Here is a 13,993-nt window from a genome sequence, read left to right on the forward strand (position 1 = left end):
GTAAACTCTACAGACTCGACGGGACGAGAACTCCCAGATCGGGAATTTGCCGGGTGGCCTGGGGATCCAGCACCAGCTTCGCCGCCTGGGCCGCCGGCATGTCGCGCGCGGCGTCCGCGATGGCCCCCGCGACCAGGGCCGCGGCGAACGACGTGCCGCTCCACGAGGCGTAGCCGGCGAACTCGCCCCGCTGCAGGAAGGCGCTGGTCAGCCACTCGCCGCGGGCGCAGGCGTCGACCCACTCGCCGTAGGCCGAGAACGGGGCGCGGCGCTGCTGGGTGTCGTCCACCGCGCCCACCGCCACCACGTGCCCGAGCGCGGCCGGGTAGAAGGGGCGGTCGGAGGCGGTGTTGCCGGCGCACGCGACCACGACCGTGCCGGGCAGCTCGCCCAGCGCGTCTGCCAGCAGCGGCGGCGGCCGGCCGTCGAAGGTGTGGCAGCCGAACGACAGGTTGAGCACGTCCGGCGGCCGGTCACGCAGCCGGTGCAGCGCCCGTACCACGGTGGCCTCGTCGCCCACGCCCGAGCCGTCGAGCACCCGGCTCACCCGCAGCGACACGCCCGGCGCCTGAAGCGTCAGCAGACCGGCCAGGAACGTTCCATGCCCCGCCTGGCAGCCCTCGGCCGCGTCGTCGTCATCGTCGCGCCGCCCGGCGTACCAGTCGCTCCCGGACCACCAGCGGTGCTCCGCGACGCCCGTGTCGAGCAGCGCGACCACCACCGGCGACCTGGTGCGGCCCGGGCGGTAGGCGATGGGCGGGGCGGGGAACGGCCGCGACGCCGGCCCGCCGAAGAACAGCGGCTGCCCCGCCAGCACGTGGTTGGGGGAGGCGCGGAAGCCGTGCTCGCGCAGGTCGGCGGTCAGTTCGCACGGGTCGACGCCGTCGGACAGATGGATCACGCAGACGCCGTCGGCTTCCGAGACGGCCTGCGTCCAGCGCGAGGCGGCGGACAGCGCGCTGCGGTCGGTCAGCAGCTGACCTGGGCGGATGAGCGCGTCGCCGACTTGTTGGATGTTCATGAGCGGGTATCTTTCCCCGTCGGCCGCGCTGTCACGTGCCACACGCGCACCAACTTGGTATGGCCCCCCTCTGGTGTCGGATTGCGACCGACGGTAGTCTCTCCCTAGTCACTTGTGATCATCCCGGGGCGAGGCCGTTGGGGAAGGCGCACCTCGTACCGAAACGGGAGGTCCGGTGTCTGCTCGTGGCGTGCTGTACGTCCACTCGGCTCAGCCCGCGCTGTGCCCTCATATCGAATGGGCAGTCGCGGGTGTCCTTGGCGTGCCCGTTGATCTTACCTGGACGCCGCAACCGGCCGCGCCCAATGTGGTGCGCGCGCAGGCCGAATGGGAAGGCCGGGCCGGCATCGCCGCCGCCATCGCCTCCTCCCTCATGGGCTGGCAGCGCCTCAGATTCGAGATCACCGAGGACGCCTCGCCGGGCGTCGACGGCACCCGGCATGCCTACACGCCGACGCTCGGCGCCTTCAGCGCGGTCATCGGCGCCGCGGGCGACATCATGATCCCCGAAGACCGGCTGCGCGCCGTGATGCTGACCGCCGGCCAGGGCCGCTGCGTGCTGGAGGAGGAGCTCGACAAGCTGCTCGGCAGACCGTGGGACGAGGAGCTTGAGCCGTTCCGCTACGCGGGCGACGGCGCCCCGGTCCGCTGGCTGCACGCGGCGGTGTGACACGCGCCGGCGTCCCGGCAGACACGAAGGGGCCCCGCACCGGTTCCGGTGCGGGGCCCCTTGACGCCTGGACTACAGCGGGATGTTCCCGTGCGCGCCCCTTGCAGGAGTGGCCTGGGCCAGGACCTTGATGATCGCGCCGCGAGTCTCCTCGGGCTTGATCACCTCGTCGACCACGCCCAGCTCCTGCGCGCGGGTGAGCCCGCCCGCGAGCTTCTCGTGCTCCCCGGCGAGCCGCTGCTCCAGCTCCGCGCGCTCCTCCTCGGGCGCGGCCGCGAGCTCGCGGCGCTTGAGGATGCGGACCGCGGCGACCGGGCCCATGACCGCGATCTCGGTCGTCGGCCAGGCGAACACCTTGGTCGCGCCGAGGGCGCGGGAGTTCATGGCGATGTAGGCGCCGCCGTAGGCCTTGCGGGTGTAGAGCGTGATCCGCGGCACCGACGCCTCGGCGAAGGCGTGCAGCAGCTTGGCGCCGCGGCGCACCACGCCGTCGTGCTCCTGGCCGACACCCGGCAGGTAACCCGGCACGTCCACCAGGACAACCAGCGGCACCCCGAAGGCGTCACACATGCGCACGAAGCGAGCGGCCTTCTCGGCGGACGTGGCGTCGAGGCAGCCGCCCAGCCGCATCGGGTTGTTGGCGATCACGCCGACGGTCCGGCCGCCGAGCCGGCCCAGCGACGTGACGATGTTGGGCGCCCACTTGGGGTGCAGCTCCAGGCCGGGCTCGTCGAGCAGCCCGTTGACCAGCGGCTTGACATCGTAGGCGCGGCGCGGCGAGTCAGGCAGCAACGTGGCGAAGTCGAGCTCCGCGACCTCGCCGATCTCCGACGAGCGCACCCGGCCCTGGTGGCCGAGCAGCACGGCGAGCTGGCGGGCCTTCAGCAGCGCGTCGGTCTCGTTCTTGGTGACGACGTGCACGACGCCGCTGCGCTTGCTGTGCGGCTCGGGGCCGCCCAGGGCGGCGCCGTCGACGTCCTCGCCGGTGACGCTGCGGACCACGTCGGGGCCGGTGACGAAGATGCGGCCGGAGTCGGCCAGGATCACCAGGTCGGTCAGCGCCGGGCCGTAGGCGGCGCCGCCGGCGGCCGGGCCGACGACCACGGAGATCTGCGGCACGACGCCCGACGCCTTGGTCATGGCGGCGAACACCCGGCCGACGGCGTGCAGCGACTCGACGCCTTCGGCGAGTCGCGCACCGCCGGAGTGCCAGATCCCGAGGATCGGCACCCGCTCACGGACGGCCACGTCATAGGCGTGCACGATGTGCTCGCAGCCTTCGCTGCCCATCGCGCCGCCCTGGAAACGGGCGTCACTGCAGAAGGCGACGACGGGGACACCCTCGACGCGGCCCATGGCGGCCAGCACGCCGCTCTTGTCCTCGGGGGTGATCAGCCGCACCGATCCCTCGTCGAGCAGGGCGGCGAGACGGATGGCGGGGTCGCGGGGATCGGCGGGCTCCTGTTCGGAACCCTCGGTCGCCACGCGGTTGTCGAGCACGGTCATTTAAGCCCCCTTGAACACGACGGTCACGTTGTGGCCGCCGAAGCCGAACGAGTTGTTGACCGCGGCGATGTCGCCCGCCGGCAGGGCGCGGTTGGCGCCGTGCACGAGATCCACCTCGATGCCGTCGTCGACGTTGTCGAGGTTGATGGTGGCGGGGACGACGCGCTCCTGCAGCGCCTTGACGGTGAAGACGGACTCGATGCCGCCGGCGCCGCCCAGGAGATGGCCGGTCATGGACTTGGTCGAGGTGACCAGCGGGTGGTTGCCGATGGCCTTGGCCATGGCCTGCACCTCGATGACGTCGCCTGCCGGGGTGGAGGTGGCGTGCGCGTTGACGTGCTTGACGTCCTGGCCGGTGAGGCCGGCGTCGGTGAGCGCCTGCGTCATCGCCATGATGATGCCCCGGCCCTCGGGCTCGGGCTGCGTGATGTGGTGGGAGTCGGCCGAGTAGCCGACACCCGAGGCATAGGCGTAGATGCGCGCCTCGCGGGCGCGGGCGTGCTCCTCCGACTCCAGGACGAGGATGCCGGCGCCCTCGCCCAGGACGAACCCGTCGCGGTCGCGGTCCCATGGCCGGGAGGCGCCCTGCGGGTCGTCGTTGCGGGTGGACATGGCACGGGCGGCGGCGAAGGCCGCCACGTTGAGCCCGTGGATGGCGGCCTCGGTGCCGCCGGCGATCACCACGTCGGCCCGGCCGGACCTGATCATGTCCATCGCGTATCCGATGGCCTCCGCGCCGGAGGCGCAGGCGGACACCGTGGCGTGCACCCCGGCCTGGGCGCCCCGGTCGAGACCGATCCAGGCGGCGGGGCCGTTGGGCATGAGCATCGGCACCGTGAAGGGCGACAGCCGGTTCCAGCCGCGCTCCTTGTAGGTGTCGTAGGCGGACAGGGTGGTGTTGATGCCGCCGATGCCGCTGGACACGACGACGCCCAGCCGCTCGGGCGCCACCTCGGGCGCGCCCGCGTCCTGCCACGCCTCACGCGCGGCGACCATCGCGAACTGCTCGCTGCGGTCGAGACGGCGGGACTCGGGCCGGGGCAGCACCTCGGTCGGGTCGACCGCGGCCGTCCCCGCGAAGGTCACGGGGACGGTGTCGATCCAGTCCTCGGTGAGCGTCCTTACACCCGACTGACCGGCGAGGAGAGCCGACCAGGACGAGGCGACGTCTCCACCGACGGGCGTCGTCGCGCCGAGCCCGGTGACGACGACACGTACCCGGTTTGCACTCACGTTTCGCACTCCTTGTCGATCAGGGGTATGGGCGTTCTAGTTCTGGATGAAGGTGAGGACGTCCTTGACCGTCTTCAGGTTCTTGAGCTGGTCGTCGGGGATCTCGACGCCGAACTCGTCCTGGGCGGCCACGGCGATCTCGACCATGGACAGGGAGTCGATGTCGAGGTCGTCCACGAAGCTCTTCTCGGGGGTGACCTCGGCGGCCGGGATGCCGGTGATCTCGTTGATGATCTTGCCGAGGCCCTCGAGGATGTCCTGCTCGGTGGCAGCCATGTCGCTAGTTCTCCTTAGTTTTCCTGAATCTGCACGGCTTCGCCGTACAAGCTTTTTCTTACGGGATCTCGATGACCTGACCCGCGTAGGTCAGACCGGCGCCGAAGCCCAGGATGAGCGCGAGCTCACCCGAGCGGACCTCGCCGCGCTCCAGCATGCGCGAGAGCGCGAGCGGGATGGAGGCTGCGGAGGTGTTGCCAGCGGTGACGATGTCGCGGGCCACGATCGCCTGCTCGGCACCCAGCCGGCGGGCGATCGACTCGATGATACGCAGGTTGGCCTGATGCGGGATGAACGCGGCCAGCTCGGAAGGGTCGACGCCGGCGCGCTCGCACGCCTGCTTGGCGACCGGGTGCAGCGCGGTGGTGGCCCACCGGAAGACCGTCTGGCCCTCCTGGTGGAGCGAGCTGTGGCGGTCGTCGATGCGGATGGCCTCGGACTTGTCACCGGAGCTGCCCCACACGACCGGGCCGATCCCGGGGGCGTCGGAGGGGCCGACGACCGCGGCGCCGGCGCCGTCGGCGAAGATCACCGCGGTGGAGCGGTCGGTCCAGTCGATCCACTGCGACAGCTTCTCGGCGCCGATGACCAGCACGTTGCGGGCCGAGCCGGCGCGGATGGCGGCGTCGGCGGTGCCGAGCGCGTAGCAGAAGCCGGCGCAGGCGGCGTTGACGTCGAAGGCGCCGGGGGCGTCGATGCCGAGCCGGTGCGCCACGACGGCGGCGGCGTTGGGGATCTGCGACTCCAGGGTGCAGGTCGCCACGATCACCAGGTCGATGTCGGTCGCGGCCAGGCCGCTGGCCGCCAGGGCCTTGCCGCCCGCCTGGGCCGCCATGTCCTCCAGCGTCTCGCCGTCGGGGGCGATCCGGCGCTCCTTGATGCCGACGCGGGACTGGATCCACTCGTCGCTGGTGTCCATGGTCTTGGTCAGGTCGTCGTTGGTGACGACGCGGGCCGGCTGGTAGTGGCCGAGGGCCAGCACCCTGGCGCCGGGGGCGGTGTCGAGGATCCTCACTTGATCAGCTCCCTGGCCGCGTCGAGATCGTCGGGGGTCTTGACCGCCACGGTCTTCACGCCCCGCAGCCCGCGCCTGGCGAGGCCGGTCAGCGTGCCGCCGGGCAGCAGCTCGATCATCCTGGTGACGCCCAGCTCCGCCATCGTGGCCATGCAGGAGTCCCAGCGCACGGGGTTGCTCACCTGGTCGACCAGGCGGCGCATGACCTCGGCGCCGCCGGTCACGACCTGGCCGTCGGCGTTCGACAGCAGCCGCACTCCCGGGTCGGCGGGCGTGACCTGGGCGGCCGCCTCGCGCAGCCGCTCGACCGCCGGGGCCATGTGGGCGGTGTGGAAGGCGCCGGCCACCGCCAGCGGGCGGAGCCGGGCGCCGGGCGGGCCGTCGTCGGCGAAGGCGGCGAGCTGCTCCAGCGTGCCGCCGGCGACGATCTGGCCGGAGCCGTTGATGTTGGCGGGGGTCAGGCCGTGCTTGTCGATGACGGCCAGCACGTCGCCCTCGTCGCCGCCGAGCACGGCGGTCATGCCGGTCTCGGTGACGGAGGCGGCCTCGGCCATGGCCCGGCCGCGCTCGCGGACCAGGGTCAGCGCCTGCTCGGGAGTGATCACCCCGGCCAGGGCGGCGGTGGCGAACTCGCCGACGCTGTGCCCGGCCAGCAGGTCGGGGGCCACGCCGAGCGCCTCGGCGCTGGCCAGCGCGGCCGCCACGAGCAGGGGCTGGGCGACGGCGGTGTCGCGGATCGCGTCGGCGTCCGCGGTGGTGCCGAACGCGATCAGGTCCAGCTCGGCGACCTCGGACCAGGCGGCGAGCCGGTCGGCCAGGCCGGGCAGCTCCAGCCACGGGGTGAGGAAACCTGGGGTTTGGGCGCCTTGGCCCGGCGCGACGACTACAAGCACGAAATCCACCATGCCCTGTAGAACTTCGACACGCCGATGAAGATCTGAACGAACTTTGTCCAGGCTGTTTTGTAGGAACCCCACAGTAGGGGTTTCGGGAAGATTACGTTAGGGCCCGCCACATTTCCGCGCTGTCCGAGAGCCGCCCCAGGATGAGCCCCACCTGCAGGGTGAAGGCCGAACGGCCCTCGGTGGGCTGGTAGCCGGTCAGTTCGGTGATCTTCTTGAGCCGGTAGCGGACGGTGTTGGGATGGACGAACAGCAGCCGCGCCGTCGCCTCCAGGGAGGTGCCCTGCTCCAGATAGGTCGCCAGCGTATCGAGGAGCGGGGTGCCCGCGAGGGGCAGATAGACGTTTTCGACGAGCTGCTCCCTGGCGTCCTCGTCGCCGTCGAGCGCCCGCTCGGCCAGCAGGTCCTCGGCGTGCACCGGGCGGGGCGCGTCGGGCCAGCCGGATGACGCCTTGAGCCCGGCCAGCGCGGCCCTGGCCGACCTGGCGGCCGCGTGCAGGTCGGGCACCTCGGGGCCGATCACGATCGGGCCCTCGCCGAACCGGGCGACGACCTGCCGGGCCGCGTCGTTCACGCTCTCCGCGCCGCCGACTATGACGATCAGCCGGTCGGCCTGGACGCCGGCGAGCAGATCCATGCCGATGCGGCGGCCTCGCTCGCGCAGCCCGTCGATGACGGCCCGCGGGTCGCCTTCGGGGGCGTGGCCCGCGATCACCACCACCGGCGAGGACGTCCAGCCGAGCGCGGCGGCCCAGGAGTGCAGCCCGTCGTCCACCTCGCCGCGCACCAGCGCGTCGACGATCAGCGCCTCCAGACGCGCGTCCCAGGAGCCTCTGGCCTCGGCCTCACGGGCGTAGACGTGCGCGGCGGCGAACGCCACGTCACGGGTGTAGCGGAGCATGGCCTGCTGGAGCTGGTCCTCGCCGCCGGGCGCCGCCAGCTCGTCGGTCTGCGCCTCGACGACCTGGACGACGACCCTGACGATGTCGACCGTCTGCTGCAGCGAGATCGAGCGCTTCAGCTCGCGCGGGGCGGTGCCGAAGAACTCGATGCTGGGCGTGGGCCGGTCCTCGCCCGCGTGCTGGAACCATTCGACGAACGCGGCGATGCCCGCCTGCGCCACCAGCCCCACCCAGGATCGGTCCTCGGCGCTGAGCGCGCGGAACCACGGCAACTGGTCGTCCATGCGCCCCATCGCCGCCGTGCCGAGCGCGCCCATCGCGCGCTCGAGCCTGCGTGTGGTGTCCTCCCGGGTCCGGTCTGTCACGTCTCCTAGAGTGCCAGGTGATTTCAGATGACCGCGACGGCGGTTATCAGGCCGATCGCAATGTGGGTGACGGCCAGCAGCCGGGCGCCCGGCTGCAGCTCGGGCTCCTTGACCAGGTCGCGTACGGAGATGCCGACCACCCGGTCGAACAGCAGCATCGCCAGCGTCTGCACCACGATGCCGACCAGGCCGAACACGGCGGTGCCCGCCAGCCCGTCGGTCAGCCGGCCCCCGGACCCCCAGATGGAGGCGGCCACGATCAGCCCGACCGCGGCCAGCGCGGAGGTGGCCAGCAGGGTCGCGTTGGGATTGCGTTCGGTGCGGATGACGTGGCTCAGCTTGCCCGGGGTGGCCAGGTCGATCACGTAGAAGCCGATGATCATCAGGATGACGCCGACCGCGGCGTAGGAGGCGATGGCGCCGGCGCCGCGGGCGAGGTGCTCCAGCAGGGTGGTGGTCACGGTCACTCGATTCGGTGAGGTACGAAGGAAGAGGTGTCGTCGGTGATCAGGCCGGTCGTCTCCCGGATGCCCAGGCCGGCCGGCTCGTCGGCGATGACCCAGGCGCCCAGGACCGGCCGCTGGCCGCCGAACTCCGGCAACGCCTCGAAGCCCTGATAGACATACCCCTCCTGGCCATAGGAACCGGGCGTCTCCAGGCCGCCCGACGGGGTGACGATCCGCATGGAGGCGCCCTCCCGGCCGAGCAGCGGCTTGGCGATGTACGAGCCGAGGTCACGGGGCCCGTCGAGGTAGGCGGGCAGCAGGTTGGGATGGCCGGGATACAGTTCCCACAGCACGGCCAGCAGCGCCTTGTTCGACAGCAGGGCCTTCCACAGCGGCTCGATCCAGGTCGCGTGGCGCACCGCGTGCCGGCCGAACGGCTCGGCGAGCATCCACTCCCACGGGTAGAGCTTGAAGGCCGAGCGGATCATCCGCTCCTCGACGTCGACGAAGCGGCGGTTGAGGGAGTCCCAGCCGATGTCCTCCATGGCGACGGCCACGGTCTCCAGCCCGGCCTGCTCGGCGGTCTCCTGCAGGTAGGCCAGGGTCATGGCCTCCTCGCCGGTCTCGTCGCCGCTGGTCCAGGCGAAGTGGGTGGGGCCGGGCGGCAGCCGCATCTCCCGCCAGCGGTCGATGAGCCGCTCGTGGATGGAGTTCCACTGGTCGCCGCCGGGATGGGTGTCCTGCAGCCAGAACCACTGCACCACCGACGACTCCAGCAGCGAGGTCGGCGTGTCGGCGTTGTACTCCAGCAGCTTGGCCGGCCCGGTGCCGTCGTAACGCAGGTCGAAGCGGGCGTAGAGGTGCGCGTCGCGCCGCTCCCAGGAGCGCGCCACCTCCTCCGCGGCCCAACCGGGGATGGCCAGATCGGCGAAGCGGCCGGTGGAGACCACGTGCTCGGCGGCCCGCAGGCACATCCCGTGCAGCTCCTCGACCTGCTCCTCCAGCGACTCCACCTCGTCCATGGAGAACACGTAGTGGACGGACTCGTCCCAGTAGGGCCTGCTCAGCCCCTCGGGGTGGGCCGCACGGTGGTAGGCCAGGCCCTGGCCCTCGATCGTCTTCTCCCAGCCGTCGCGGGGAGCGCCCCGCTCGCGCCGCACCGGTCAGCTCCCGCTGCTGCGGCCGCTGCCGAAGCCGCCGCGCTGGATCTCGCGGCCGGCACGGCTGGAGATGGTGACGTCGGAGGGACGCAGGCTGGTGCCGCCGCGCACCCGGGTGCCGTGCCTGGTGCCGCCGTAATACCAGTGGTAGGCGCCCCGGGAGCCGACGTAGTAGTGGGAGTGCCCGTCGTCGTCGCAGTAGTCTTCGTCGACGACCTGGTAGGAGCCGTCTTCCAGCTGCCGGCTCATGTCGACGCAGTCGGCGGTGACCTCGTCGTCGTCCTGGGTGGCCGCGCAGTAGCCCACCACCATGACCGAGACGACGCCGATGACGGTGAGAGTGATCACCTTCGACGAGCGCTGCTTCGCCGGGGGTGGGGACGGCTGGTGGGGCAATCGAGCTCCTTCGTGGGTCGCACAGCCTATCGGGGGTTCCGCCCGGCCATCAATTCCCCGTGATCGGACGGTGACATGCCCTTTGATATTCATGAACGTATGGAACCGGTCGAGGCGTTCCGCGAAATCGCCTTCTTGCTGGAGCGGGCCGGCGAGCCCGCCTATCGTGTGCGCGCCTTCCGCCGCGCGGCCTCCGTCGTGGCGGACCTGCCACGCGAGGAGCTGCTGCGGCGCGCGGAGTCGGGCGGGCTCGCCGACCTGCCCGGCATCGGCAAGGTGACCGCGCTGGTGGTCTCCGAGGCGCTGGCCGGTCAGGTGCCCACCTATCTGCGCCGGTTGCGCGCCACCGAGGGCGCCGACCTCGACGACGAGACGGCCGCGCTGCGGGCGGCGCTCAAGGGCGACCTGCACAGCCACTCCGACTGGTCGGACGGCGGCTCGCCGATCGAGGAGATGGCCGAGGCGGCCAAGTCGCTGGGCCACGAATACCTCGCCCTGACCGACCACTCGCCGCGGCTGACCGTCGCCCGCGGGCTGCCCGCGGCCCGGCTGCGCGAGCAGCTGGACGTGGTCGACGCGCTCAACCGGCGGCTGGCGCCGTTCCGGATCCTGACCGGCATCGAGGTCGACATCAACCTCGACGGCAGCCTCGACCAGGAGCCCGAGCTGCTGGAACGGCTCGACGTGGTGGTCGCCAGCGTGCACTCCAAGCTGCGCATGCCCGGCCCCGAGATGACCCGCCGGATGGTGACGGCCATCGCCAACCCGCTGGTGGACGTGCTCGGCCACTGCACCGGCCGGGTCGTGCGGGCCGGGGGAGCGCGTGGCTCCCGCAGGCCGGAGTCGGAGTTCGAGGCCGACCTGGTCTTCGAGGCGTGCCGCCGGTTCGGGGTGGCCGTCGAGATCAACTCGCGGCCGGACCGGCTCGACCCGCCCAAGCGGCTGCTGCGCCAGGCCTACGAGCAGGGGTGCGTGTTCGCGATCGACTCCGACGCGCACGCCCCGGGCCAGCTCGACTGGCAGCGCTTCGGCTGCGAGCGGGCGGCCCGGTGCGGCGTCGAGGCGGACCGGATCGTCAACACCTGGCCGCTGGAGAGGCTGCTCGACTGGGCCCGCTGACCATTTCGGCGGGCCGGAATCCCCTGCGCACTGGGGATTGTCGGTGCCCGCGCGTAGCGTCGCGGGTGTGAACCGTACCGACCGGCTCTACGCGCTCGTCGAGGACCTGCGCGCCATCGCGCCCCGCTGCCGCTCGGCCCGCGAGCTGGCCGGCAGGTTCGAGGTGAGCGTGCGCACGATCGAGCGCGACATCACCGCCCTGCAGGAGTCCGGGGTGCCGATCTACGCCGAGACGGGGCGCAAGGGCGGCTACGCGATCGACAAGAAGATGTCCCTGCCACCGCTCAACTTCACCCCGGCCGAGGCGGTGGCCATCGCGGTCGCGCTCAGCCGGGCCGGTGACCAGCCGTTCGGCAGGCAGGCGCGCAGCGCGTTGCGCAAGGTCGTCGCCGCCATGCCCGGCCGCGAGGGCGAGCTGGCCAGGGAGCTGGCGCGGCGGGTGGTGCACGTGTCCGAGCCGGCCGAGCCCGGCGACGGCATCCGGCCGCTCGGCGGCGAGGGCATCTCCCGGGCCATCGAGGAGGCGCTGCTGCGCCGGCGGGTGCTCCGGCTCGACTACGCCGACGCCAAGGGCGCGCTGACCTCCCGCGACGTCGAGCCCGGGGTGTTCCTGGGCGGCCGCGGCGGGTTCTGGTATCTGGTGGCGTGGTGCCGGCTCCGCGACGACGTGCGCGTCTTCCGGCTCGACCGCATCGCCACCGCCTCGGTCACCGCCGAGCGCTGTCCCGACCGTCCGCTGGAGGGCTACGCCACCGACGTCCCGGAGATGCTCGTGCACGGCACTGTGCTCGATTAGTCAAGCGAAAACACCGACATAGGGTTGTCGCCCTGCCGTTAGATCGTTGTCTTGTTCGAAAACATTGAGGAGCTGGCGATGCAAGACAACACGGTCAACTGGTTCGAGGTGGCGACCGACGACCCGGAGAGCGCCGAGCGCTTCTACGGCGAGCTGTTCGGCTGGACCTTCGCTCCGGAGGACGACGGCGGCCTCGACTACCGGCTGATCCGCTATCCCGGCGGCGAGCCCGTCGGCGGCCTGTTCGGCACCAAGGGGGAGCTTCCCGCGCACGCGGTGTTCCACGTGCAGGTGGCCGACGTGGAGGAGACCTGCCGGCGCGGGGAGGAGCTGGGCGGCAAGGTCCTGACGAAGGTCGTCGGCGACGCGCCGGGCACCGACTTCGCCTATGTGCGCGACCAGTCGGGCAGCGTCTTCGGCGTCTACCGGCGGCGCCAGTGATCCCCCATGAGCCTGCTGTGACTCCTCTGTGATCGTCGCGGGCCGGGAGCCGCCTTCCCCGCGCCCCGGTCCCGCGCGGGCCGCTCAGCCGAGCGGCCACCCCTGCCCTGGACACGCCGCCGACCGCCGAGTGGCGGCGCGTCCAGGGCGCGTCCAGGGCGCGTACGTCAGGCTGCCGGGCAGGAGGCGCCGCGCTCCGGCACGTCGCCCTTGAGCAGATAGCCGTCCACCAGCTCGGCGACGCACTTGCTGCCCGACAGGTAGGCGCCGTGCCCCTCGCCCTCGTAGCTGACCAGCGTGGCCGTCTTGAGCTGCGCCGTCAGCCTGGGCGCCCACTCGTACGGGGTGGCGGGGTCGTTCTTGCCGCCCACCACGAGGATCGGCGCCGAGCCGGTGGCGTTCACCTTCCTGGCCTCGTCACTGCCCTTGACCGGCCACACGTCGCACAGCGCGCCCGAGCCCGCGCCGCCGAACAGCGGCGAGATCTTCAGCGAGGCCGTCTCGGTGCGCCGCAGCGTGGCCTCGTCGGGACGTTCGGCCGTGTCGACGCAGGTGACCGCCGGGAAGCTGGTCGTCTGCGTGGTGTAGGAGCCGTCCTCGCCGCGGCCGGTGTAGGTGTCGGCCAGGTAGAGCAGCGCCGCCCCGTTGCCCTTGAGCGCCTGGCCGAGCGCGCTCTCCAGGAACGGCCACGTCAGCTCCGAGTACAGCGCGGCCGCGACGCCGGTGGCGGCCAGCCCCTGGGTGAGCTCGCGCCGGAAGACCTTGAGCGGTCGGGCGGCGAGCTGGTTCATCAGCTTCTCGACGTTCGCGCCGGCGGCGGCGACGTCCTCGCCGACCTCGCACTTGTCCTTCACGCAGTCCTTCAGGAAGCTCTCGTACGCCCGCTGGAAGCCCTTGGTCTGGGCCAGCGTGCGTTCCTCGAAGGTGACGGTCGGGTCCAGGGGCGCGTCGAGCACCATCCGGCCCACGTTCTCCGGGAACTGCGTGGCGTACACGGCGCCGAGCTGGGTGCCGTACGACATGCCGACGTAGTTGAGCTTCTCGTCGCCCAGGGCGGCGCGGATGCGGTCCATGTCGCGGGCGGCGTTGACGGTGCCGACGTAGGGCAGGATCTTGCCGGAGTCGCGCCCGCAGAGCTCGGCGAAGCGCCGGTTGGCGGCCTCGATCTCGCCGCGGGTCCGCGCGTTGGCGGGCAGCGTGTCGAGCGAGGTGAAGCGGTCGAGGTCGGCGGTGCCGCCGCAGCGCACGCCGGAGCTGCGCTCGACGCCGCGCGGGTCGAAGCTGATCAGGTCGTAGCGGGTGCGCAGCGTGCCGAGCGACTTGCCCGCCTGGTCGAGGGTGTCGACGCCGGACGCGCCGGGGCCGCCGAAGTTGAACAGCAGCGAGCCGATCCGCTTCTTCTGGTCCGTGGCCGCCAGTTTGATCAGCGCGAGCTCGATCTTCTCCCCGGCGGGTTCGGCGTAGTTCAGCGGGACGCTGAGCTTGCCGCAGCGGACCGTCGCGTCCTGCTCGGCGGGCGGTTCCCCGTCCGGGCGGGCCACGTCCGTGCAGGGCCCCCACACGATCTTGTCTGTTTCCGGAATCACATCGGTGGCGGGCTTGGCCGTGCTGACACAGCCCGTGGTTGCGGCGGTCAGGACTGCGGCGGCCAGTACGCGGCGCATGCGACATTTCCCCTCGTCAGCTCAGGGGGAAGTAGTGCCCACAATACGTGACGCTTCACCGGAACCGGCGAGGCGGCGCGT

General features: G+C 71.9%; 15 protein-coding genes. 4 read left to right on the forward strand and 11 right to left on the reverse strand.

Annotated elements, in window-relative coordinates:
* Nucleotides 1–7: 7 nt before the first annotated feature.
* Nucleotides 8–1,021: a S8 family peptidase gene (locus ADY59_RS23675; RefSeq protein ID WP_049565657.1), complete on the reverse strand. Its 1,014-nt coding sequence runs from the start codon at nucleotides 1,019–1,021 to the stop codon at nucleotides 8–10.
* 175 nt (nucleotides 1,022–1,196) lie between these two features.
* Here ADY59_RS23675 and ADY59_RS23680 point away from each other — a divergent pair, with 175 nt between their 5' ends.
* Nucleotides 1,197–1,691, forward strand: a complete 495-nt coding sequence (locus tag ADY59_RS23680) for a DUF3145 domain-containing protein (protein ID WP_049565660.1) — start codon at nucleotides 1,197–1,199, stop codon at nucleotides 1,689–1,691.
* Nucleotides 1,692–1,763: 72 nt separating this feature from the next.
* Here ADY59_RS23680 and ADY59_RS23685 read toward each other — a convergent pair whose 3' ends face one another.
* The 9 genes from ADY59_RS23685 to ADY59_RS23725 form a co-directional block, all read right to left on the reverse strand.
* Nucleotides 1,764–3,197 (reverse strand): acyl-CoA carboxylase subunit beta, encoded by a 1,434-nt coding sequence (locus ADY59_RS23685; protein WP_049565662.1) that lies wholly within the window; start codon nucleotides 3,195–3,197, stop codon nucleotides 1,764–1,766.
* The gene (gene fabF / locus ADY59_RS23690; protein ID WP_049565665.1) at nucleotides 3,198–4,430 is read right to left on the reverse strand and encodes a beta-ketoacyl-ACP synthase II; all 1,233 of its coding nucleotides are present in this window, start codon (nucleotides 4,428–4,430) and stop codon (nucleotides 3,198–3,200) included. It lies immediately after the preceding gene.
* A 36-nt stretch (nucleotides 4,431–4,466) separates the two neighbouring features.
* On the reverse strand, nucleotides 4,467–4,706 hold the full coding sequence (locus tag ADY59_RS23695) for an acyl carrier protein (protein ID WP_049565669.1): 240 nt from the start codon (nucleotides 4,704–4,706) through the stop codon (nucleotides 4,467–4,469).
* Nucleotides 4,707–4,764: 58 nt separating this feature from the next.
* The gene (locus ADY59_RS23700; RefSeq protein WP_049565672.1) at nucleotides 4,765–5,721 is read right to left on the reverse strand and encodes a beta-ketoacyl-ACP synthase III; all 957 of its coding nucleotides are present in this window, start codon (nucleotides 5,719–5,721) and stop codon (nucleotides 4,765–4,767) included.
* Nucleotides 5,718–6,614: an ACP S-malonyltransferase gene (locus ADY59_RS23705; protein WP_049565738.1), complete on the reverse strand. Its 897-nt coding sequence runs from the start codon at nucleotides 6,612–6,614 to the stop codon at nucleotides 5,718–5,720. Before ADY59_RS23705 ends, ADY59_RS23700 begins: the two co-directional genes overlap by 4 nt.
* A gap of 103 nt (nucleotides 6,615–6,717) precedes the next feature.
* Nucleotides 6,718–7,842 (reverse strand): PucR family transcriptional regulator, encoded by a 1,125-nt coding sequence (locus ADY59_RS23710; protein WP_049565675.1) that lies wholly within the window; start codon nucleotides 7,840–7,842, stop codon nucleotides 6,718–6,720.
* A 71-nt stretch (nucleotides 7,843–7,913) separates the two neighbouring features.
* Nucleotides 7,914–8,351, reverse strand: a complete 438-nt coding sequence (locus ADY59_RS23715) for a DUF350 domain-containing protein (RefSeq protein ID WP_082310352.1) — start codon at nucleotides 8,349–8,351, stop codon at nucleotides 7,914–7,916.
* A gap of 2 nt (nucleotides 8,352–8,353) precedes the next feature.
* The gene (locus tag ADY59_RS23720; protein ID WP_049565680.1) at nucleotides 8,354–9,496 is read right to left on the reverse strand and encodes a glutathionylspermidine synthase family protein; all 1,143 of its coding nucleotides are present in this window, start codon (nucleotides 9,494–9,496) and stop codon (nucleotides 8,354–8,356) included.
* A 3-nt stretch (nucleotides 9,497–9,499) separates the two neighbouring features.
* Nucleotides 9,500–9,844, reverse strand: a complete 345-nt coding sequence (locus tag ADY59_RS23725) for a hypothetical protein (RefSeq protein ID WP_231618852.1) — start codon at nucleotides 9,842–9,844, stop codon at nucleotides 9,500–9,502.
* 147 nt (nucleotides 9,845–9,991) lie between these two features.
* On the opposite strand from ADY59_RS23725, the gene ADY59_RS23730 reads away from it, so the two are divergent.
* The 3 genes from ADY59_RS23730 (at nucleotide 9,992) to ADY59_RS23740 (ending at nucleotide 12,248) form a co-directional block, all read left to right on the forward strand.
* Nucleotides 9,992–11,011, forward strand: a complete 1,020-nt coding sequence (locus ADY59_RS23730) for a PHP domain-containing protein (RefSeq protein ID WP_049565685.1) — start codon at nucleotides 9,992–9,994, stop codon at nucleotides 11,009–11,011.
* Between the two features lie 67 nt (nucleotides 11,012–11,078).
* A complete protein-coding gene (locus ADY59_RS23735) occupies nucleotides 11,079–11,807 on the forward strand; it encodes a helix-turn-helix transcriptional regulator (RefSeq protein ID WP_049565688.1) in 729 nt (242 codons plus the stop codon).
* Nucleotides 11,808–11,885: 78 nt separating this feature from the next.
* Nucleotides 11,886–12,248 carry a VOC family protein gene (locus tag ADY59_RS23740; protein WP_049565691.1) on the forward strand — a complete coding sequence of 121 codons (363 nt, stop codon included), beginning with the start codon at nucleotides 11,886–11,888 and terminating at the stop codon, nucleotides 12,246–12,248.
* Nucleotides 12,249–12,415: 167 nt separating this feature from the next.
* On the opposite strand, the gene ADY59_RS23745 is transcribed toward ADY59_RS23740, so the two are convergent.
* On the reverse strand, nucleotides 12,416–13,912 hold the full coding sequence (locus ADY59_RS23745; protein ID WP_049565694.1) for an alpha/beta hydrolase: 1,497 nt from the start codon (nucleotides 13,910–13,912) through the stop codon (nucleotides 12,416–12,418).
* Nucleotides 13,913–13,993 lie beyond the last annotated feature (81 nt).

Source organism: Nonomuraea sp. SBT364, from assembly GCF_001083785.1.
Classification (GTDB): domain Bacteria; phylum Actinomycetota; class Actinomycetes; order Streptosporangiales; family Streptosporangiaceae; genus Nonomuraea.

Coding starts and splice junctions, on each gene's coding strand:
- ADY59_RS23675 (WP_049565657.1), bottom strand. CDS start 1,021: ATGAACATCCAACAAGTCGGCGACGCGCTCATCCGCCCAGGTCAGCTG.
- ADY59_RS23685 (WP_049565662.1), bottom strand. CDS start 3,197: ATGACCGTGCTCGACAACCGCGTGGCGACCGAGGGTTCCGAACAGGAG.
- ADY59_RS23695 (WP_049565669.1), bottom strand. CDS start 4,706: ATGGCTGCCACCGAGCAGGACATCCTCGAGGGCCTCGGCAAGATCATC.
- ADY59_RS23710 (WP_049565675.1), bottom strand. CDS start 7,842: ATGGGCGCGCTCGGCACGGCGGCGATGGGGCGCATGGACGACCAGTTG.
- ADY59_RS23730 (WP_049565685.1), top strand. CDS start 9,992: ATGGAACCGGTCGAGGCGTTCCGCGAAATCGCCTTCTTGCTGGAGCGG.
- ADY59_RS23740 (WP_049565691.1), top strand. CDS start 11,886: ATGCAAGACAACACGGTCAACTGGTTCGAGGTGGCGACCGACGACCCG.
- ADY59_RS23745 (WP_049565694.1), bottom strand. CDS start 13,912: ATGCGCCGCGTACTGGCCGCCGCAGTCCTGACCGCCGCAACCACGGGC.